The organism is Streptomyces sp. DSM 15324, from assembly GCF_001514285.1.
Classification (GTDB): Bacteria; Actinomycetota; Actinomycetes; order Streptomycetales; family Streptomycetaceae; genus Streptomyces.
The window spans coordinates 254333-273973 of sequence record NZ_KQ949023.1; the positions used below are offsets into that span (position 1 = coordinate 254333).

The following is a 19641-nucleotide window of genomic DNA, read 5'->3' on the forward strand; positions in this document are numbered from 1 at the left end:
CGTGACCGTTCACACATGATCAGTTCTCCCTTGCTCGCTGGGATGGTGCCGATGTGCGGTGCACTCCGCCGCGCACCCCGCGAGGGGCCGCAGGGAGGTCTCAGAACTTGCGGACGAAGGCGCGCTCGCCGTTGTGGAAGAACACGGTCAGTCCTTCGCTCGACTTGCCCTCGTGGGTCGACCAGACGTCGATGAGCTTGATCTCCGGCGAGTCCGCGGCGCCGATGACGGTGGCCAGCCACGCATCCGGCGCGCCGCCAGCGGGAGCGGCCTGCCAGGCGGCCGGCTGTCCGTGGACGGCGGGGGTGGGGATGTCGTGCTTGGCTCCCTCGGCGAGCTGCCCGATGATCTGCCACCGCTGCTCGCTGCCGCCGGCGGTCACGGTCAGGGCGTAGGGGTGCGGACCGCCTTCGATGGTGTCGACGCGCTGCACGTCGGGCGTGTTTTTCAGCAGGTCAACCAGGTAGTCACGGTATTCCAGGGGGCGCATTTGTGATCATTTCCTCTCTTGGCAGCCCGGTCAGTCTATGAGCCGCCCGGGCCTGAAGAGCCGGATGTTCAGTGAACGGATACGCATCCGAGAGGTCGCGCCGTCCTCGTTGGTGAGTGCGGCCCCGGTCGGCGACACGGGCCGTCGGCCGGGGCCGCGTTCCCGTCCGCCCCCGTGACGCCTGGGGTGCGGGGGCGGGCGGGAGAACGAGGGCTGTCAGTGTCTGCCGTGGGCGCGCAAGCCGATGTTGCAGTCGATGACTCGCGAGTGGTCCTCCGCGGCCTGAGCCGCACGCCGGGTACAGTCCAGGCGCGCGCAGACGGCGCACCCGGGTACGGGCTCGGGAGGCCGGGGCGGGAACAGGCGGTCGACGGCGTTGTTCGTCATCGGGTACTCCCGTGGCAGGTGCAGCGGCAGCGCGGCATCAGGACCACGCCAGAGGAGTGCGGCAGGTGGATGTCCCGGGTCTGGCGGCACTGGCCGTGCAGGTCTTTGTAGCCCGGGGTGCGGGCGACCGCGCACTCGGCGGACAGGGTGCCGGTGTCGGTCATGGCTGGTCCGCGATGGGGGTGAGGTCGTAGGCCTGTCGGCAGGACAGGCAGGCGAACAGCCGGGCCCCGCTGGAGTCCCGCACCGGCCTGGCTGTGTTGCTGTACGCCTCATGCCAGGCACACCAGGCGATGGCGGAGGGTTCCGCGACGGTGCCGTCAAGGGTCGGCTTACGCAGCGGATCCGTCGTCTTCGGCACACGTCCTGTACTCATGCCGCGATGATGGCCGTGCAGGAGAAAACGCAGCTAGGCCGTCGCGTGGCCATCCGTGGCCACGTGGCGGCCATGGCCGGGGGACGGACCGATGGCACCTCACACTGGACGCGTGGGCCGAAACGACGCACTCAGGGCCGCACGGCTGCGGGTGGGCTGGCGGACCATCGAGCAGGCCGCCGACCAGCTCACCCGGCAGGGGCGCCAACTCCTCGACGACGCGCACTTCAACGTGTCCGCGCGCACCTGGCGCCGCTGGGAGGGCGAGCACCCCGGCTGGCCCCCCGAGGAGACCGCGATCGTCCTGCACGACGCCCTCGGCCGCTGGCCCGAAGACCTCGGCTTCAGCACCCCGCCCGGCTGGATCCGCCCCGAGCACCACGAAGAGGCCGACATGCGCCGCCGAGCGTTCGTCTCCGTCACCGCCGCCGCGCTCGTCGCCGGACCGGTCGCACCCCAGCACGTCGACCCCGCCCTGATCGACTACTTTCAGCAGCAGCTGGAGGGGCATTACCGGGCGGACATGTTCCTCGGCCCGCACGACCTGATCGGCACGGTGTCCGCGCAGTACCAGCTGATCGACAAGCTGGTGCGTTCGGCGAAGGGCGAGACCCGCCGCGGCCTGCTGAGGGCCGGCGCCGCCTACGCCGCGCTCGTGGGCTGGCTCTACCAGGACGCCGGCGATATGGACGGCGCGGCGTTCTGGCGGGGCGTCACACAGGAGATCGCCATGCGGTCGAGGGATCCGCACCTGATCGGCTACTCCCTCGTCAACCAGGCGCAGGTGCGCACCGACCTCGGCGACGGGCCCGCGGTCATCGACCTGTGCGAGGCCGCCCTGGAGGACTCGGAGCGCCTGGTGCCGAAGGTGCGGATCATGGCCATGCAGCAGCAGGCGCACGGTGCGAGCCTGACCCGTGATCGCGGGGCCGTTGACCGGCTCCTCGACGATGCCGGCGTGCTGCTCGGCCGGGTCGACGACGACCTGCCGTGGGGCAACGCCTGCCGCCGGACGCCCGGATACCTCGAAGTGCAGCGCGCCACCTGCTACGGGCGGCTAGGCCTCGGCGCAGAGGCCGTCTCGCTGTGGTCGCAGGTCCTCGACGTCGTCCCGGAGACGGCCCGCCGGGACCGCGGCGTGTACCTGGCGCGGCACGCCACAGCGGCGGCGGGAGCGGGCGAGCCGGAACAGGCGGTGGAGATTGCCCGCACGGTCGCCGACATCGCCGTAGAGACCCGCTCAGCCCGTATGCGCAGGGAGCTGGCAACCCTTCAGCGGGCTATGGCTCCGTGGCACGATGCCCCGGTCGGCCGGGACCTCACGGAGGTTCTGGCGCCCGTGACTGAGGGGAGCTGACGTGGCAGAGGCACCCGTGCCGCTGACCGAGGACGAGATCGCCGTCGCGCTGCAGGAAGCGCCGGGGTGGCGGCGGGAGGGCGACGAGATCACCCGCACGTACTCGATCCGGTATCACGGCGGTGTGGCGATGATCGTGCACGTTGCTGACGTTGAGCGGCTGATCAGCCACCACGCGGACATTGATCTGCGGTGGGGGAAGGTCCGGTTCGCGATCACCACGCACGACGCCGGCCACCGGCTGACGGCCGCGGACTTCGACCTTGCCCGCCGGATCGACGCCATCGCTGCGGCCCACGACGCCGAGCCTCTGGACGAGTGAGAAGTGGGCACCAGCGCCCACCCTTGGACGCACGAAAGCGGCCCCGCCCTCCCGAAGGAGAGCGGGGCCGCGGTCATCGTGTGAAGAGGGAGAGCGCGCCCGTCGCGGCGCCGGCCAGACCGGCGAGGACGCCGATCGTGGGCAGCGGCCACCGGGCCCGCTCCAGGGTACGGAGGCGGGTCTCGTGGTCCGCGACGTCCTTGCCGAGGTCGGTGAGTCCCTGGCCGATGCCGTCGAGCTTGGTCCTACCCGGGTCAGGCCGTCGCTCAGGGATCTCAGCTCCTGGTCCATCTGGGCCGGGCTGATGTAGACGCCCGGGTCGGGGACCGGGGCGGTCACTCGCGGCCGCCGTCGTCGGTGCGCAGCCAGGAGGGCAGCAGCGCCTGCACGCCGGGGACGGCCATGACGCGGGTGACGCCGCCCGCGACGGCGAGCGCGCCGGCGACCCACGGCAGGGCTGCGGGGACGCCGGACGCGTCGACGACCGCGGGCAGGACGACGGCGATACCGAGTCCGGTCTGAAGGATGGTGCGCAGCGTGCGCTTGGCGTTGTCGGACAAAGGGGGGGCCCTTCAGACGCGGGCCCGGGGCGGGCCGGCGGCGGGCGCCGGCCCGTTCCGGACGCCCTCGGACCGGTGGTCCGCGAGCGCCTTCTCCACTCGGAGGACCTCCGCCTTGTAGGAGGTGTGGCCCTGCGCAGCGGGCGGGTCGTGGCGGGCCGCGTACACGATGTGCGCCAGCGACACCTTCGGCTTCGCCGGGGTCGGTTCGGTGGCGGTGCCCGCCGGGCGGGGCGCGCCCTTCTTCACCCAGGCGTACAGCGGGCCGCCGGGGCAGTCGGTGGCGTAGCTGTCGCGGTGGCCCTTGATCTCGTCCCCGGCGCCGTGCTGGCGCAGCAGCTCGATGCCGTCGCGGATCGCGCCGAGCATGGCGTCCGTCGGCTGGGTGAGGCCCTCGTCGCCGACCAGGCCGACGATGGCGTAGTGCGCGCGGTTGAGTTCCTGGTTGCCGTTGGCGCCGGTGCGCTTGCCGATGCCGCGGCCCTCGAGGAGGTAGCCGTGCGGGCAGGCCGCGTAGTTGTACGCGACGTCGGAGTAGTTCTCCTTGGTGTTCGCGAGGTGGCTGGCGCGGATGGCCTTCCACTCGGCGATGCAGGCGTCGTGGTCGGTGAGCAGCCTGGTGCTCACCGGCGTCCCCTCGTAGTGGACCTTCACGCCCAGGGTGGACGTCTGTATCGGCGCGGCCGAGGGGGCCAGCCGAGCTGTTCTCTCGTGACGAGCTTCAACGCGGGCTCCAGACATGACGAGCGCCCCGGCCATCGGCTCGGGGCGAAGAGGGTTGGGGGAGGTCAGACGACTTCGGTGATCGTGACGCTGATGGAGCAGTTGACGCCCTGGATCGTCTGGTTGGCGACGGGCGAGGCGACGAGCTTGAGGGTGTGCGAGCCTGCCGCGGCGAGGGTTCCGCTGTAGGTCTGGACCGCCATGAGCCGGTCGGTGGCGACCTCCTGGCCGAAGACGGCGAGTGGGCTCTGCGGGGTGCCGTCCGCGGCGAGACGGGCGGTGCCGGTGGACGTCGTGGCGCCGGTGAGGTCCACGTCCCACACGCACTTGGCTTCTTAGGTGGCGTTCGCGGCCTCGGTCGTGAAGGTGACCGTGGCGGAGGGGACGTCGGCGTTGGTGGCCGCGCCGGCGACCGTGCCGGAGCCGATGGCGTAGTACTGCTTCGGTTGCAGCCGGTTGGTGCGCCCGGCGGTCATCCGGTCGCCGGCGGCGTAGGCCATGGAGCCTCCCTAGAGTGCGATGTAGGCGGGCAGGGCGAGGCGGACATCAGCGGCCGCGGACTGGGCCTTGACCATGCCGTTGACCGCCCGGGTCATGCCGCTGAAGACCTGGGGGTTGAGGACCTCGAAGTCGTCGTAGCGGATGGACGGGGAGACGTTCGTGCTGGAGGCGTGGGCGATCGAGCGGCACCCCACGTAGTTCGACGTCGTGACCGAGGTGTCGGTGCCGGACTTCTGCGGTCGTTCCACGATGCTCGCCATGGCAGGAACATAGGCTGCGATTTCCATGATCGGTTCCCACGATGTTCCCATGGTGACGAGAAACACCAAGGGCTGACCTGTTTTACCAGGTCAGCCCTTGATCATTCAGGGTGAGTGACGGGACTCGAACCCGCGGCATCCTGGACCACAACCAGGTGCTCTACCAGCTGAGCTACACCCACCACGACCGGCTGTTGACTTTGTGTCGTCTCCGACCGGCCGAGAAAAAGTGTACAGGGTCCGAAGGGGTGCTCGCGCACACCTTTTCCCGGAGCCGTCCGGGCGCCGCCCGCGGCGCCTACTGGGCGGGCAGCACGTGCTTCGCGGCGATCGTCCGCGCGGTGTCGGAGTCGGGTCCGGGCTGCGGTACGAAGACGGCCTCGCGGTAGTAGCGCAGTTCCGCGATCGACTCGCGGATGTCGGCGAGGGCGCGGTGGTTGCCGTTCTTCTCGGGGCTGTTGAAGTACGCCCTCGGGTACCAGCGGCGGGCCAGCTCCTTGATGGAGGAGACGTCGACGATCCGGTAGTGGAGGTAGTCCTCCAGGGTCGCCATGTCCCGGGCGAGGAAGCCGCGGTCGGTGCCGACGGAGTTGCCGCACAGCGGGGCCTTGCCGGGTTCCTTCACGTGCTCGCGGACGTAGGAGAGGACCTGGGCCTCGGCCTCGGCGAGGGTCGTGCCGCCGGCCAGCTCGTCCAGCAGCCCGGACGCGGTGTGCATCTGGCGCACCACCTCCGGCATCGTCTCCAGCGCCTTGGCCGGCGGCCGGATGACGATGTCCACCCCCTCGCCGAGGATGTTCAGCTCGGAGTCGGTGACGAGGGCGGCAACCTCGATGAGCGCGTCGTCGGACAGCGAGAGGCCGGTCATCTCGCAGTCGATCCACACCATGCGATCGTTCATGCGACCACCCTAAAGCGGAGGTCCGCTTTTGTGGCGCCCCTGTGCTGCGGCGGGCCCGCACAGGGGGCTCCGCCTCGGGCCCCCGGCCCGTGCCGCACAGGGGGCTCCGCCTCAGGCCCCCGGCCCGTGCCGCAACGGGGGCTCCACCTCAGGCCCCCGGCCCGTGCCCGCCCATCAGCCGACTCGGTCGCAGGGCAGAAGAACGGGCAAGGCGGCGGGGCCGACATCATCGGCCCCGCCGCCCCGCTCACGCTGCTACATCCCGCTCCGCTGACCCGGCAGGCTCGCCCGCGACGTCGCGTACGCCTCGTGCGCGAGGCCGGACGCAGGGCCCAGCGCGCCCGAGGTCGCCGTGCGCCTGATCTGGGGCGGGACCGGGCCCGGGCCCTCCGGGTGCAGGGACGGGGGCGGACCCGCCGGTGACGGCGGTTCGGCCTCCAGTACCCGCTCGCCCTGCGGCCGGCGCGCCCGGTACGCCGCCCGGTAGGCGGCCGGGGACGAGCCGAGCTGGCGGCGGAAGTGGCCGCGCAGCGCCACCGGGGACCGGAAGCCGCAGCGGCCCGCGACCTCGTCCACCGAGTAGTCCGACGTCTCCAGCAGACGCTGCGCCTGGAGCACCCGCTGGGTGATCAGCCACTGGAGCGGCGCGCTGCCGGTCAGCGAGCGGAAGCGGCGGTCGAAGGTGCGGCGCGACATGTACGCCCGCGCGGCCAGCGTCTCCACGTCGAACTGCTCATGGAGGTGTTCCAGCGCCCAGGCGACGACCTCGGCGAGCGGGTCGGCGCCGATCTCCTCCGGTAAAGACCGGTCGAGGTAGCGCTCCTGGCCGCCCGACCGGCGCGGCGGGACCACCAGTCGGCGGGCCAGTGCCCCGGCCGCCTCGTTGCCGTGGTCCGTCCGCACGATGTGGAGACAGAGATCGATGCCGGCGGCCGTGCCCGCCGACGTCAGGACGTCGCCGTCGTCCACGAAGAGCTCTCGTGGGTCGACGTGCACCGACGGGTAGCGCTTGGCCAGCGTCGGTGCGTACATCCAGTGGGTGGTGGCCGGGCGGCCGTCCAGCAGGCCCGCGGCGGCCAGCACGAACGCGCCGGTGCACAGGCCCACGATGCGGGCACCCTCTTCATGCGCCCGCCGCAGTGCGTCGAGCGCGTCCTCCGGTGGCGGAGAAGTGATCGAACGCCAGGCCGGCACGACGACCGTGCCCGCCCGCGAGATCGCTTCCAGGCCATGCGGCGCGGTCAGTTCCAGGCCCCCTGTGGTCCGCAGTGGGCCTTCCTCGCCGCCGCACACCAGAAGGCGATATCGCGGCACGCCGGCGTCCTGGCGGTCAATCCCGAACACCGACAGCGGAATGGAACTTTCGAAAATGGGGCCGCCGCTGAACAGCAGCACCGCGACGATCTCCTTGCGGCGTCGCCCGGAAAGCTTCCGGGCCGCGGCTTCCGGCGCGGCAGTGGAGTCGTGGCTCATCCTGCTAAGCCCCCCTCGGTGGTCGCGGCTCCTCGGTTGTGTCGCTCCTGCACGTTTCCCCTCGGTCCTGCACGAGTCCCCCGCCGTAGACAGTCAAGATCGAATCTACTGTGTCGCGCGGCGCCGGAGTGGCCAGTTCAGCACCCGGCGGATTGTCGACTTGGCAACTTGGCGTGAAGCATTCGATCACGAAGCGTTGCACTCGGGGAGCGTGCAGGGAAGTGCGCCTCGTCGTAGTGGCCAATCCCCGTAGGGTGCGCAGGGCTCCCGAGGGGTTATACGCGCAGGTGGCACGGGGGGTGGGGGGTGGTTACGGCAAGAGATGCGCAGGGGGCGGAAGTTGGCTGAAAAGCACCGGTCCTGTGCGTGAAAACCGGTCAACCGGCCGGTGAGTTTCCCCCGGAGTGACGACGGCCACGGTGGGACCCCGTTCCGGTGCGCTGGTGGCGCCCCCGGTGGTGCGCCTGCGGCGCGTGTTCCGCGGCTCCGGCGCCCCGCGCATCCTCCTCCTCGGCGAGCAGCCGGGCCGCGCCCCGCTCGGACTGCCTCAGCAGCAGCCGGCAGACGGCCGTGACGGCGGCGAGGCCCGCGGCGGTCCCGGTGGCGCCGGCGAGGGAGGTGCCGTACCAGAGGAGGACCACCGGGACGAGGACGCAGGAGAAGGCGGCCCAGCGGATGAGGTCGGTGGTCGCGCGCTCGCCGCCGGGGCGGGGGGTGGACGGCGGGCGCGACGGGGGCATGGAGCGCGTTCCTCCCTGGGGCGGCGGTAGGGTGCGGCCGGGGCGACTCCCGGCGCACGGTGCTCAACGCCGGCGGGGCCGGTCGGTCACTCCGCGGTCCCCTCCGGTCGGCCACGGGTAAGTGAATCCTGTGCAAACCGCCTGTACGGGGCAGCAACCATTGCGTTACGGGCGCCCCCTCGTGCATGCTCCCTGGAACCCCCACCGAGGGTGCTCGGGGTCTGGGCGGAGGAGGAGTGGCGCCGTACCCTTGGGGGTATGGGGTGGGGAAGGCAATTCCCGGACACAGCTCCGACGCTCCAGCCGTCCAACCCATACAAGGATCGATACGCCGAGACAGCCATGGCCGGTCACGAATTCTTCGAACCCGCGGACCGCAAGCGGCCCGTCGCCGACCCCACGGCGGCCGAGCCCCTGGCGGCGGAAGAAGCACGCCCCACCTGCGATCCCGCCTTCAAGCACGGCGTGGTCGTCGGCTTCGACGGCTCCACCTCCAGTGAGCGCGCCCTCGCGTACGCCATCGGCATGGCAAACCGCTCCCGCGCGGGTCTGATCATCGTGCATGTCGCCAACCGGCTGCCCACGACCGTGTGGGCGGGCTGCGAGCCGCCGGTCTTCGTCGATGTGCCCGACCACCGCACCGAGGTGCTCGGACTGGAGCTGGCCTGCGCGGACTACCTCGCCGAGGTGCCGTGGATCCTGGTCGAGCGCGGCGGTGACATCTGCCACGAACTCGAAGAGGTGGGTCGCGAGTACGAGGCGGACGCGATCGTCGTGGGCTCCACGCACGGCATCGTGGGCCGGATCTTCGGCTCCGTCGCCGGGCGCCTCGCCAAGCGGGCGAAGCGGCCGGTCATCGTCATCCCGTAGCCCTCTCCAGGCCCTTGCGCCACTCTCCCGCGCCCCCTTCGTACGGTGCGCGCGCGCCCCCCGAATTGCCCTGCCCCCGCAGGTGTTTGTGCCCTTGTGAAGGGCATATATCGGTCACCGCGCATCGCACCACCGCATGAAGGGAGCCCGCCGTGGACAATGACGTCTCCGCGGGAAGCAGCACCACGATCGTCGGCCGACTCGCCCTGGGCATCACCCTGTTGGCGTTCGGACTCGGGAACACCGACCTGCTCGACGGCGTGACGGCGGCGGACGCCGTGACCATCGCTCACTACATCGGCGGCGTCGCCCTGTTCGTCGCCGGTCTGCTGGCTCTGCGTGACCGCGACACGGCGGGCGGCACGGCCTTCACCGTTCTCGGCGCGTTCTGGTTCACCTGGGCCGTCTCCGCCGGCTCCCGGGCCTCCGACAACGCCACCGGGCTCTTCCTGCTCCTGTTCGCCCTCGTCGTGCTCTCGCTGGCCGCGGCGGGCGGGGACCAACTCACCCGTGGGACCTATGGGTTGTTCCTGGTGGCGCTGGTGCTGATGGCCGTCGCCGCGTTCGCCGGCAACGACTCGCTCACGAAGGTGGGCGGTTGGTTCGCCGTCGCGGCCGGAGCGGTCGCCTGGTACGCCGCCACGGCGGCGTCGGCCCACTGGCCCACCGCGCTCCCGCGACGGGCTGCCGGCCGCGGTGTGACGGCCGCCGGCTGAAACGGCAGCCGACGCCGGGGAGTTCGGGCAGCCCCCCGGCCGATCGGGCGGACCCCCCGCGACCGACGAGGTCGCGCGGGGTCCGTTCCCGTTGTCGCCGACGGCTACTCGACCGTGACCGACTTCGCCAGGTTGCGCGGCTTGTCGATGTCCCGGCCCAGGGCCTTCGCCGTGTAGTAGGCGAGGAGCTGGAGCGGGATGCCCATCAGGATCGGGTCGAGCTCGTCCTCGTTCTTCGGCACGACGATCGTCTGGTCGGCCTTCTCCTGGTGGTCGTGGGCCACGGCGAGGATCCTGCCGCTGCGCGCCTTGATCTCCTCCAGGGCCGCGCGGTTTTTCTCCAGCAGGTCGTCGTTCGGGACGATCGCGACCGTCGGCAGGGCCGGCTCGATCAGGGCGAGCGGGCCGTGCTTCAGCTCGGAGGCAGGGTACGCCTCCGCGTGGATGTAGGAGACCTCCTTGAGCTTCAGGGAGGCCTCACGGGCCACCGGGTAGCCCCGGACGCGGCCGATGAAGAGCATCGAGCGGGCCTCGGCGAACTCGTCGGCCAGCTTCTTGATCTCGTCCTCGTGGGAGAGGATCTCCGCGATCTGCCCCGGCAGCTTGCGCAGGCCCTCGATGATCCGCTTGCCGTCGCGGACCGAGAGGTCGCGGGTGCGGCCGAGGTGCAGGGCGAGGAGGGCGAAGGCCACCGTGGTGTTGGTGAAGCACTTGGTGGAGACCACGCAGACCTCCGGGCCGGCGTGCACGTAGACGCCGCCGTCGGCCTCGCGGGCGATCGCCGAGCCGACCACGTTCACCACGCCGAGGACCCGCGCGCCCTTGCGCTTCAGCTCCTGCACGGCGGCGAGGACGTCGTACGTCTCACCGGACTGGGAGACGGCGATGTACAGGGTGTCGGGGTCGACGACCGCGTTGCGGTAGCGGAACTCGGACGCCGGCTCGGCGTCGGCGGGGATCCGGGCCAGCTCCTCGATCATCTGGGCGCCGATCATGCCCGCGTGGTACGAGGTGCCGCAGCCGAGGATCTTCACGCGGCGGATCTGCCGCGCCTCACGGGCGTCCAGATTGAGGCCGCCGAGGTGCACGGTGGAGAACCGGTCGTCGATGCGGCCGCGCAGCACGCGGTCCACGGCGTCGGCCTGCTCGTGGATCTCCTTGTGCATGTAGGTGTCGTGGCCGCCCATGTCGTAGGAGGCTGCCTCCCACTCCACGGTGGTGGGCTCGGCCGTGGTGCGGGTGCCCTCCGTGGTGTAGGTGCGGAAGTCGTCGGCCTTGAGGGTGGCCATCTCGCCGTCGTCCAGCGTGACTATCTGACGGGTGTGGGCGACCAGCGCGGCGATGTCCGAGGCGACGAACATCTCCTTCTCGCCGATGCCGAGGACGACCGGGGAGCCGTTGCGGGCGACGACGATGCGGTCCGAGAAGTCGGCGTGCATGACGGCGATGCCGTAGGTGCCCTCGACGACCCGCAGGGCCTGGCGGACCTTCTCCTCCAGGGTCTCCGCCTGGGAGCGGGCGATGAGGTGGGTGAGGACCTCGGTGTCGGTCTCGGAGAGGAACTCGACGCCGTCCGCCTCCAGCTTGCGGCGCAGGTCGGAGGCGTTGTCGATGATGCCGTTGTGGACGACGGCGACCTTGTTGTCGGCCGACATGTGCGGGTGGGCGTTCACGTCGGAGGGGGCGCCGTGGGTGGCCCAGCGGGTGTGGGCGATCCCGGTGGTGCCCTTGAAGCGCGCCGGGACCTTGGCCTCCAGGTCGCGGACCCGGCCCTTGGCCTTGACCATCTTCAGACCGGCCGTCTTCGGCGTGGTCACGACGATGCCGGCCGAGTCGTAGCCGCGGTACTCCAGCCGCTGGAGGCCTTCCAGCAGCAGCGGGGCCACGTCACGCTTCCCGATGTATCCGACGATTCCGCACATGTAAGAGGTGTCCCCAAGCTTTCTGTGGTGGTTGCTGTCACCCGTAGACGATGCGCCGCAGCTGCCGTACGGACAGCTCCGGCGGCGCGACGGCCCGGTACTGAAGGTCCGCCGCGATCCGTTCGAAGATCTCCGCGTTCACCAGGCCGTCGGCCTGGAGCTCGCGGTGGCGGCGACGGACGTAGTCCTCGGTCGTCTCGTCGAAGAAGGCGAGCACGTCCTGGATCACCCGCAGCGCCTCGCCCCGCTGGAGGGGCGTGGACCGCGTCAGATGATCAACCAGTTCGTCGTGCACCCGGTAGATCCTGAGGTACCGGAGCGGGTTTCGCAAGAATTCTGCCCGATTTCGGGCAGGGCCCTGTTAAGGGGCCTTGGGGGAACCTTGAATGTGTTATGAGCGCCTGTTCGCGAACCGTCCATTTGGCGTCTTGCGGTCCGTCGCCGGGGGCGACGACTTTCAGACGTCATGGACACTCCTCGCATGGGCGTACCCGACCGGCTCGCCGAACGCATGAGCATGGCCGAGCAGCACGAGTACCTGCGCGCAAGATTCTCCCGGCGCACGATGATCAGGGGTGGCGCGGTCACCCTGGGCGCCGTCACCGGTGGTGCGTTCGTGACCGGGGCCACGGCCCAGGCCGCCGTTCCCACCGAGCCCCTGTCGCACACCGAGGAGGTCGACGGCTCCCTCGTCGCCCCCTTCGGCCGTCACCTCGCCTGGGGCAACGACCCCCGCACGGAGATCACCGTCTCCTGGCAGGTCCCGGTCGCCGTGAAGAAGCCCTTCCTCCGCATCGGCGCCCACCCCTGGGACCTCTCCCGCAAGATCGAGGCAGAGGTACGCACCCTCCACACCCCGGCCGGGGTCGGCGCGTCCGGCGACCACACCCAGTACTACCTGCACGCCAAGCTGACCCATCTGCGCCCCGGCCGGACGTACTACTACGGCGTCGGCCACCAGGGCTTCGACCCGGCCGAGGCGCACCTGCTGGGCACCCTGGGCACCTTCACCACGGCCCCCGCCCACAAGGCGCCCTTCACCTTCACCGCCTTCGGCGACGAGGGCGTCAGCTACCACGGCCTGGCCAACAACAGCCTCCTCCTCGGCCAGAACCCGGCCTTCCACCTGCACGCCGGCGACATCGCCTACGCCGACCCGGCCGGCCAGGGCAAGACCGCCGACACCGGCTTCGACTCGCGGATCTGGGACCAGTTCCTCGCCCAGACCGAGTCCGTCGCCAAGTCGGTGCCGTGGATGGTGTCGTACGGCAACCACGACATGGAGGCCTGGTACTCGCCCAACGGCTACGGCGGCGAGGAAGCCCGCTGGAACCTCCCGGACAACGGCCCGGACCGCAAGAACCTCCCCGGCGTCTACTCCTTCGTCTACGGCAACACCGCGGTCATCTCGCTGGACCCCAACGACGTCTCCTTCGAGATCCCGGCCAACCTCGGCATCTCCGGCGGCACCCAGACCACGTGGTTCGAGGGCCGGCTGAAGACGTACCGCGCCGCCAAGGACATCGACTTCATCGTCGTCTTCTTCCACCACTGCGCGTACTGCACCTCCACCGCCCACGCCTCGGAGGGCGGTGTCCGCCAGGAGTGGGTGCCGCTGTTCGAGAAGTACCAGGTGGACCTGGTCATCAACGGCCACAACCACCAGTACGAGCGCACCGACGTGATCAAGAACAACACGGTCACCAAGAAGCTCCCGATCGGCGGCACGGCGTACCCCGAGACCGAGGGTGTCGTCTACGTCACGGCGGGCGCCGCGGGCCGCAGCCTGTACGCGTTCACCGCCCCCGACTCCTACGAGGGCCACGTCAACGAGGTCGACTCGGTGGCGTCCTTCGTCAACACCAAGGACGGCAAGGTCAACGAGACCGTCGCCTGGTCCCGGGTCCGCTACCTGAACTACTCCTTCCTGCGCGTGGACGTCACCCCCGCCCCGAAGGGCCACTTCACCACCCTGAAGGTCCAGGGCATCGCCGAGACCGGCGACCGCATCGACCACTTCACGGTGGCCCGCAAGGCCAAGTAGCAGCGCGGCCGCAGGCGGTCCTCCCCGGCGTCACAGGCGCCTGAGGACCGCCTGTTTGGCCAGGGCGAACTCCTCGTCCGTCAGCACCCCGTCCCGGTGCAGCGCGCCCAGCTCACGCAGCCGGCGCAGCAACGCGTCGTGGTCGTCGGCGGCGGCCCGCGCGGCGGGGACCTCCGGCTCCGGGCCGGACGGCGGTACGGCGGCCCGTACGGCGGTCCCGGGGGCCGCGGCCGGATGCGGCAGCCGGGCCTGTACGGCCGCCGCGACCAGCGCCATCAGCGGATCCTTCTTGAAGCCCCACAGCTCCACCGCGTTCGGGTCGTACTTGGGCGGCGCCTTCGTGGGAGCGTTGCGCACCGTGAACCGCAGATGCCCGTTCTCCAGACCGACCGCCGGCTGCCACTCCACGCCCACGATGTCCTCCACCCGGATCACGCGGGTCCCGGCGGCCGCCTTCGCGTCCTCCGTCTTCCAGTTCCACTCCAGCCGTACCCGCTCCCCGTCGAAGCTCGCGGTGGCGTCCCCGGCGGAGACGGACAGCGGCACGGCCGGGCCGGGCAGCAGGAACGCGTCCACCGGACCGGTGGGCACGCGGTCCAGCAGCAGTGCCTGCCGCACCTCCTCCACGACGTACTCGGCGACCCCGTACCGGTCGGCGTCCACGAGCAGCTGATACGGGTCGTGCGGTTCGCCCAGCCGGCCGCCCGTGGCGTGCAGCAGGGGATCGGCACCCTCCCGCAGGCGGAGCCTCAGCCGCCCGCTCCGCTTGCCCTGCTCGAACGAGACGCCCGCCAACGCCCCCAGCGGGACCACGAGTTCACCGAGCTCCTTGCGCAGCAGCCCGACGCCCTTGTCCCGGCCCGGCGTCAGCCGCAGTGCGTCGCCGTCGAAGACCCAGGTGCCGTCCTTCTGGAGTAATTCCGCCATGGGGTGATTCTGGCACCGGGCCGTCGGGGCCCCGACACCCGTCGGGGCCCCGATCAGTACCCTGTGACGGGATTCTTCAGGGTGCCGATCAGCTGGAGGGCGCCCGCGGGGTCGGCCAGGTCCACCATCTGCCGGTTGTCGCGCAGCTGGAGCCGGTTGAGGCAGGACAGGGCGAACTCGGGGGCGAAGATGTCGTACTGGCGGAACCTGTCGGCGAGTTCGGGGTTCGCCTCCTGGTAGGAGCGGGTGACCTCGGCGACCGTGCGCCAGAAGGCGTCCTCCTCCAGGACCCCCTCGGCGGCGAGGTTCGCCGCGAGGAAGCGGAAGAAGCAGTCGAAGACGTCCGTGAAGAGAGACAGCAGTTTCTGGTCCTCGGGCACGTCGACCCGGATGCGCCGCACCTCGGGCGGCAGCACCGCGTCCGGGTCCAGCACCGCGATCTCCTCGGCGATGTCCTTGTAGATCGCCCGCTGCACGACCCCGTCCCGCAGCACGAGGATCGTGTTCTCGCCGTGCGGCATGAAGACCAGGTCGTAGGCGTAGAAGCTGTGCAGCAGCGGGGTGTAGTACGCCTGGAGGTAGTGGCGCAGCCACTCGGCGGGCGCGAGCCCCGACCGGGCGACGAGCGCCCCCGCCACCGACTTCCCCTCGTGGTCCACATGGATCAGGGCGGCCATGGTCGCGAGCGACTCGCCGTCGCGCAGGGAGGGCACCGGGCTCTCGCGCCACAGCGCGGCGAGCATCTTGCGGTACGGCGAGGAGCGGTCCGTCGCCGCCTCGTACTCCAGGTGCCGGTAGCCGACGGCCGCCCGCTCCCGGATGATCGACAGACCGGTCGACCTCAGCACCGGGTCGTGGTCGATGAGCCGCGCCAGCCAGTCGTTGATGGCCGGGGTCGCCTCCATGTACGCGGCGGAGAGTCCGCGCATGAAGCCCATGTTGAGGACGGACAGCGCCGTCTTCACGTAGTGCTTGTGGGGGTGCGAGGAGTTGAAGAAGGTCCGGATGGACTGCTGGGCGAGGTACTCGTCGTCGCCCTCGCCCAGGCAGACCAGGTTCCGGCGGGCGATCTCGGCGGCGAAGGTGACCGAGAGCTTGTTCCACCACTGCCAGGGGTGGACGGGGACGAGAAGGTAGTCGGCCGGGTCGAGGTGCTGCGCGCGCAGGATCCCGTCGAACCGCTCGACGGTCGCCGCGCCCAGCTCCTCGCGCAAAAAGCTCTCGTACTCGATGCCGGCGCCCGCCGTGAAGGCCGCCCGCGACCGGTGCGCGGCCAGCCACACCAGGCGGACCGGGCTCGCGGTCTCGGGGGCGTACGCCAGGTACTCGTGGACGCCGAAGCCGAGCCGTCCGTTGTTGGCGACGAAGCAGGGGTGGCCCTCCGTCATGCCGGTCTCGATGGCCTGGAAGCCGGCCTGGACGAGTTCCGTGGAGGTGACCGGCGGTTTGGTGAGCTTGTAGCAGGTGCCGGAGAGGGTGGAGGAGATCTCCTCCAGATAGACCGGCAGGATCTCGTCGCTCAGGCCGAGGGTCTTGTGCAGCTCGATGAAGAAGTCCAGCGCGGCGAGGGGGAGTTCGGCGCCGTCGCGGGTGCGGGTGATCGAGTCGGCGTCCACCTGCCAGTGGTCGAGGGCGCGGCGGACGGCCGTGAAGCGGTAGGACGTCAGACCGTCGTCGCTGCGGACGACGTACCGCCCGTCCCGCTCCTCGGGGGTGATCAGCCGCTCGTGCGCGAACTCCGCGAGGGCCTTGCGCAGGAGCAGGCGGTTGGCCGTCTCCCAGCGTTCGGGGGAGAGGTGCGCCACGGCGTCGGAGAGGCTCACGCGGCGACCCCCGTCGCCGCCAGGAACCGCTCCCGGGTGCAGAAGCTCAGCAGCGCCCTTTTCTCCGGCTTCTCGATCTCGCGCGCGGCGGCGAAGCCGACGGCCTCGTTCAGGGCGTGGACGGCCGTGTTGGCGACGTCCGGCTCGACGACGACCCGGGAGGTGGCCGGGTCCTCGAAGAGGTGCGCCAGCACGGCGGTGATGACGGCGCGGGTGAAGCCGTGCACGGGCGTGTCGGTCGCCGGGGTGAGGAAGTGCATGCCGACGTCACCCGGCAACGGCTCGTACAGACCGACCAGTTCACGGTGGACGGGGTCGTACTTCTCCATCAGGAAGACCGGGGTGCCGTCCTCGTCGAGGCCGAGCAGCGCGTGGTGGTGCGGGTCGGTGGCGATGTCCGTGTAGACGCGCTCGACGTCCGCCGGCGAGGCGTCCTGCATCATCCAGTAGACCGCCTTGGGGTGGGTCACCCAGGAGTGCAGCAGCTCGGCGTCCCGCAGCGGGTCGAGCGGGCGGAAGGTGAAGGTCATACAGAGAACTCCTGGAACGCGATCGTCTTCTCGACCGGGTAGTACTCGCTGCCGAGCAGCTCACGGATGATGGTGCTGTTGCGGTACGGGCCCATGCCGAGGTCGGGGGACGTGACGGAGTGCGTGTGGACGCCGGCGTTCTGGAGGAACACGCCCCGGCCGGTGGTGTCGACGGCGTAGTTGCGGGCCACGTCGAAGCGGCCGTGCGCGTCGAAGCGGAGGCGGTCGCGGATCGGCTCCAGGAAGGCCGGCGGCTCGTAGTGGTAGCCGGTGGCCAGCACCAGGCCCTCGGTGGCGATCTCGTAGTCCTTGCCCTGCTCGTCCTGGCGGAAGCCGAGCCGGTACTCGCTGTCCTCCCAACGGGCGCTGGTCAGGCTGGAGTTGGTGAGCAGGCGGGTGGGGACGGGCCGGTCGCCGTATGCGACGTCCTTCTGGTAGAGCAGATCGAAGATCGAGTCGATGAGGTCCGAGTTGATGCCCTTGAAGAGACCCTTCTGCTGCTTCTCCAGCCGGTAGCGGGTCTCCTCGGGCAGCGCGCGGAAGTAGTCGATGTAGTCCGGGGACGTCATCTCCAGGGTCAGTTTGGTGTACTCCAGCGGGAAGAACCGCGGGGAGCGGGTGACCCAGTTGAGCCGGTAGCCGTACACGTCGATCTCGGAGAGCAGCTCGTGGTAGATCTCCGCGGCGCTCTGCCCGCTGCCGACGATCGTGATCGACTTCTTCGTCCGGAGCTCGGCCTTGCGCCGCATGTACTCGGCGTTGTGGAACAGCCCCCCGTCCAGGCCGCGGCAGGCCTGGGGGACGTACGGGGTGGTGCCGGTGCCGAGGACCAGCCGGCGGGCGCGGTAGACGTCACCGGCCGTGGTGCGCACGGCGTACAGCGCCTCGCTCTCGTCGTACGTCACCTCGGCGACGGTCGTCGAGAAGCGCACGCTGTTCAGCTTGCCGGCGGCCCAGCGGCAGTAGTCGTCGTACTCGACGCGCAGCGGGTAGAAGTTCTCGCGGATGTAGAACCGGTAGAGCCGCCCCTTCTCCTTCAGGTAGTTGAGGAAGGTGTACGGCGAGGTCGGGTCGGCCAGGGTGACCAGGTCCGACATGAACGGCGTCTGGAGGTGGGCACCGTCCAGGAACATCCCGGCGTGCCACTCGAAGTCGGGCTTGGACTCCAGGAAGACGCCGTCGAGCGTGTCGATCGGCTCGGTGAGGCAGGCGAGGCCGAGGTTGAAGGGGCCGAGCCCGATCCCCACGAAGTCATGGGTGCGGCTGGCTTCAGCAAGCGCGGTCAAGGGACTCTCCCAGGTACTGCTCGGCGTGGCCGGCGATCAGGTCGAGGACGGCGGCGATGTCGGCCGTGGTCGTCTCGGGGTTGAGCAGGGTGAACTTGAGGTAGTGGCGGCCCGCGACCTTGGTGCCCGCGACCACCGCGTCACCGGAGGCGAACAGGGCGCCTCGGGCGTGCAGGTTGGCGCGGTCGATCTCGGCCGGGTCGGTCACGGCCCGCGGGAGGTAACGGAAGACCAGGGTGGACAGCGAGGGCCGCACGACGACGTCGAAGCGCGGGTCGGCGGCCAGCAGGCCCCAGCCCTCGGCGGCCAGGTCGCACACCTCGTCGAAGAGCTGTCCGACGCCGTCGGCGCCCATGGTGCGCAGGGTCATCCACAGCTTGAGCGCGTCGAAGCGGCGGGTGGTCTGGAGGGACTTGTCCACCTGGTTGGGGATACGCTCCCGCACCATCCGGCGCGGGTTCAGGTACTCGGCGTGGTAGGTGGCGTGCCGCAGCGTGGCGGCGTCCCGGACCAGGACAGCGGACGAACTCACCGGCTGGAAGAAGGACTTGTGGTAGTCGACGGTGACGGAGTCGGCGCGCTCGATGCCGTCGATGCGGTGCCGGTACTTCAGAGAGGCGAGCAGCCCGCAGCCGTAGGCCGCGTCGACGTGCATCCAGGTGCCGTACTGGGCGCACAGCTCGGCGATCTCGGGCAGCGGGTCGATGGAGCCGAAGTCGGTGGTGCCGCCGGTGGCGACGACGGCCATGGGGACGAGACCGGCCTTCGTGCAGCGCTCCAGCTCATGGGCGAGCGCGACGGTCTGCATCCGCTTGTCGTGGTCGACGGGGATCGACACGACCGCGTCCTGGCCCAGTCCCAGCAGTTTCGCGGACTTCTTCACGCTGAAGTGGCTGACCTCGGAGGCGAAGATCCGCAGTTTCCCGAGCGAGTCGCTCTTGGCCTCCTCCCGGGCGAGCAGCAGCGCCTGGAGGTTGGACTGTGTACCGCCGGAGGTGAACACCCCGTCCGCGGCCGGGCCGAGGCCGATGCGCCCGGTCGTCCAGTCGATCAGTTTCCGCTCGATGAGCGTGCCGCCCGCCGACTGGTCCCAGGTGTCCAGGGAGGAGTTGACGGCGGAGAGCACGGCCTCGCCGAGCACGGCGGGGATGACCACCGGGCAGTTGAGGTGGGCGAGGTAGCGCGGGTGGTGGAAGTAGACCGCGTCGCGGAGGTAGACCTCCTCCAGCTCGTCGAGCACCGCGGCGGTGTCGTGCAGGGGCTGGTCGAGGTCGATGCCGTCGATGCGGGGGGCGAGGGTGTCGACCGTGACGCCGGTGAACGGACGGTCGGTGGCGGCGAGTTTGGCGGCCACCCGCTCGACTCCTTCGGTCACGGAACGGCGGTACTGCTCCGCGGTGGTGTCGTTGAGCAGGTGCGAGCGCATGGGAGGC

23 protein-coding genes and 1 tRNA gene are annotated in these 19641 nt (G+C 70.5%); 5 read left to right on the forward strand and 19 right to left on the reverse strand.

The genetic code is table 11. The annotated features are described in order from the left end of the window. Positions 1-100 precede the first annotated feature (100 nt). The 3 genes from AQJ58_RS01115 to AQJ58_RS01120 form a co-directional block, all read right to left on the reverse strand. Positions 101-490, reverse strand: coding sequence for a hypothetical protein (locus AQJ58_RS01115; protein ID WP_067243931.1), 390 nt, complete (start codon positions 488-490; stop codon positions 101-103). 383 nt (positions 491-873) lie between these two features. After that, on the reverse strand, positions 874-1041 hold the full coding sequence (locus tag AQJ58_RS43700) for a hypothetical protein (protein ID WP_199844504.1): 168 nt from the start codon (positions 1039-1041) through the stop codon (positions 874-876). Next, positions 1038-1253 carry a hypothetical protein gene (locus AQJ58_RS01120; protein WP_234359924.1) on the reverse strand — a complete coding sequence of 72 codons (216 nt, stop codon included), beginning with the start codon at positions 1251-1253 and terminating at the stop codon, positions 1038-1040. The genes AQJ58_RS43700 and AQJ58_RS01120 overlap by 4 nt, the downstream gene beginning before the upstream one ends. A 112-nt stretch (positions 1254-1365) precedes the next feature. On the opposite strand from AQJ58_RS01120, the gene AQJ58_RS01125 reads away from it, so the two are divergent. Together AQJ58_RS01125 and AQJ58_RS01130 are read left to right on the forward strand one after the other, a co-directional pair. After that, positions 1366-2610 (forward strand): NsdA family TPR-like regulatory protein, encoded by a 1245-nt coding sequence (locus AQJ58_RS01125; RefSeq protein WP_067243933.1) that lies wholly within the window; start codon positions 1366-1368, stop codon positions 2608-2610. A gap of 1 nt (position 2611) precedes the next feature. Then, complete coding sequence (locus tag AQJ58_RS01130; RefSeq protein WP_234359925.1) at positions 2612-2932, forward strand: 4a-hydroxytetrahydrobiopterin dehydratase; 321 nt, start codon at positions 2612-2614, stop codon at positions 2930-2932. Positions 2933-3267: 335 nt separating this feature from the next. On the opposite strand, the gene AQJ58_RS01135 is transcribed toward AQJ58_RS01130, so the two are convergent. The 9 genes from AQJ58_RS01135 to AQJ58_RS01170 form a co-directional block, all read right to left on the reverse strand. Next, positions 3268-3492, reverse strand: coding sequence for a hypothetical protein (locus AQJ58_RS01135; protein ID WP_067243935.1), 225 nt, complete (start codon positions 3490-3492; stop codon positions 3268-3270). Positions 3493-3504: 12 nt separating this feature from the next. Beyond that, positions 3505-4119 (reverse strand): peptidoglycan recognition protein family protein, encoded by a 615-nt coding sequence (locus AQJ58_RS01140; RefSeq protein ID WP_234359926.1) that lies wholly within the window; start codon positions 4117-4119, stop codon positions 3505-3507. A 161-nt stretch (positions 4120-4280) separates the two neighbouring features. Further along, positions 4281-4538: a hypothetical protein gene (locus tag AQJ58_RS01145; protein WP_067243937.1), complete on the reverse strand. Its 258-nt coding sequence runs from the start codon at positions 4536-4538 to the stop codon at positions 4281-4283. A gap of 12 nt (positions 4539-4550) precedes the next feature. Beyond that, a complete protein-coding gene (locus AQJ58_RS43215; RefSeq protein WP_159056204.1) occupies positions 4551-4715 on the reverse strand; it encodes a hypothetical protein in 165 nt (54 codons plus the stop codon). 9 nt (positions 4716-4724) lie between these two features. Then, positions 4725-4976: a hypothetical protein gene (locus tag AQJ58_RS01150; protein WP_067243938.1), complete on the reverse strand. Its 252-nt coding sequence runs from the start codon at positions 4974-4976 to the stop codon at positions 4725-4727. 109 nt (positions 4977-5085) lie between these two features. Next, a tRNA-His gene (locus AQJ58_RS01155) sits at positions 5086-5158 on the reverse strand. Between the two features lie 116 nt (positions 5159-5274). Further along, positions 5275-5877, reverse strand: a complete 603-nt coding sequence (orn, locus tag AQJ58_RS01160; RefSeq protein WP_067243940.1) for an oligoribonuclease — start codon at positions 5875-5877, stop codon at positions 5275-5277. Between the two features lie 255 nt (positions 5878-6132). Then, the gene (locus AQJ58_RS01165; RefSeq protein WP_067243942.1) at positions 6133-7350 is read right to left on the reverse strand and encodes a helix-turn-helix domain-containing protein; all 1218 of its coding nucleotides are present in this window, start codon (positions 7348-7350) and stop codon (positions 6133-6135) included. A 377-nt stretch (positions 7351-7727) separates the two neighbouring features. After that, positions 7728-8090: a hypothetical protein gene (locus AQJ58_RS01170; protein ID WP_067243944.1), complete on the reverse strand. Its 363-nt coding sequence runs from the start codon at positions 8088-8090 to the stop codon at positions 7728-7730. A gap of 342 nt (positions 8091-8432) precedes the next feature. Here AQJ58_RS01170 and AQJ58_RS01175 point away from each other — a divergent pair, with 342 nt between their 5' ends. Together AQJ58_RS01175 and AQJ58_RS01180 are read left to right on the forward strand one after the other, a co-directional pair. Further along, complete coding sequence (locus tag AQJ58_RS01175) at positions 8433-8960, forward strand: universal stress protein (protein ID WP_067243946.1); 528 nt, start codon at positions 8433-8435, stop codon at positions 8958-8960. Positions 8961-9112: 152 nt separating this feature from the next. Further along, positions 9113-9676, forward strand: a complete 564-nt coding sequence (locus tag AQJ58_RS01180) for a GPR1/FUN34/YaaH family transporter (protein ID WP_067243948.1) — start codon at positions 9113-9115, stop codon at positions 9674-9676. 104 nt (positions 9677-9780) lie between these two features. Here the strand turns inward: AQJ58_RS01180 and glmS are convergent, their stop codons facing one another. Both glmS and AQJ58_RS01190 read right to left on the reverse strand, forming a co-directional pair. After that, the gene (gene glmS, locus AQJ58_RS01185; RefSeq protein ID WP_067243950.1) at positions 9781-11598 is read right to left on the reverse strand and encodes a glutamine--fructose-6-phosphate transaminase (isomerizing); all 1818 of its coding nucleotides are present in this window, start codon (positions 11596-11598) and stop codon (positions 9781-9783) included. 37 nt (positions 11599-11635) lie between these two features. Beyond that, the gene (locus AQJ58_RS01190; RefSeq protein ID WP_067243951.1) at positions 11636-11893 is read right to left on the reverse strand and encodes a hypothetical protein; all 258 of its coding nucleotides are present in this window, start codon (positions 11891-11893) and stop codon (positions 11636-11638) included. A 186-nt stretch (positions 11894-12079) separates the two neighbouring features. Here AQJ58_RS01190 and AQJ58_RS01195 point away from each other — a divergent pair, with 186 nt between their 5' ends. Next, complete coding sequence (locus AQJ58_RS01195; RefSeq protein WP_067243953.1) at positions 12080-13642, forward strand: purple acid phosphatase family protein; 1563 nt, start codon at positions 12080-12082, stop codon at positions 13640-13642. A gap of 30 nt (positions 13643-13672) precedes the next feature. Here the strand turns inward: AQJ58_RS01195 and AQJ58_RS01200 are convergent, their stop codons facing one another. From AQJ58_RS01200 to desA, 5 genes are read right to left on the reverse strand one after another with little or no spacing between them, the layout of a single operon-like run. Next, complete coding sequence (locus AQJ58_RS01200) at positions 13673-14569, reverse strand: DUF4429 domain-containing protein (RefSeq protein WP_067243954.1); 897 nt, start codon at positions 14567-14569, stop codon at positions 13673-13675. 53 nt (positions 14570-14622) lie between these two features. Then, the gene (locus tag AQJ58_RS01205; protein WP_067243956.1) at positions 14623-16392 is read right to left on the reverse strand and encodes an IucA/IucC family protein; all 1770 of its coding nucleotides are present in this window, start codon (positions 16390-16392) and stop codon (positions 14623-14625) included. After that, the gene (locus AQJ58_RS01210) at positions 16389-16922 is read right to left on the reverse strand and encodes a GNAT family N-acetyltransferase (protein ID WP_067243957.1); all 534 of its coding nucleotides are present in this window, start codon (positions 16920-16922) and stop codon (positions 16389-16391) included. Before AQJ58_RS01210 ends, AQJ58_RS01205 begins: the two co-directional genes overlap by 4 nt. Further along, the gene (locus tag AQJ58_RS01215; RefSeq protein WP_067243959.1) at positions 16919-18208 is read right to left on the reverse strand and encodes a lysine N(6)-hydroxylase/L-ornithine N(5)-oxygenase family protein; all 1290 of its coding nucleotides are present in this window, start codon (positions 18206-18208) and stop codon (positions 16919-16921) included. Before AQJ58_RS01215 ends, AQJ58_RS01210 begins: the two co-directional genes overlap by 4 nt. Then, the gene (desA, locus tag AQJ58_RS01220) at positions 18192-19634 is read right to left on the reverse strand and encodes a lysine decarboxylase DesA (RefSeq protein ID WP_067243961.1); all 1443 of its coding nucleotides are present in this window, start codon (positions 19632-19634) and stop codon (positions 18192-18194) included. Before desA ends, AQJ58_RS01215 begins: the two co-directional genes overlap by 17 nt. Between the last annotated feature and the right edge of the window lie 7 nt (positions 19635-19641).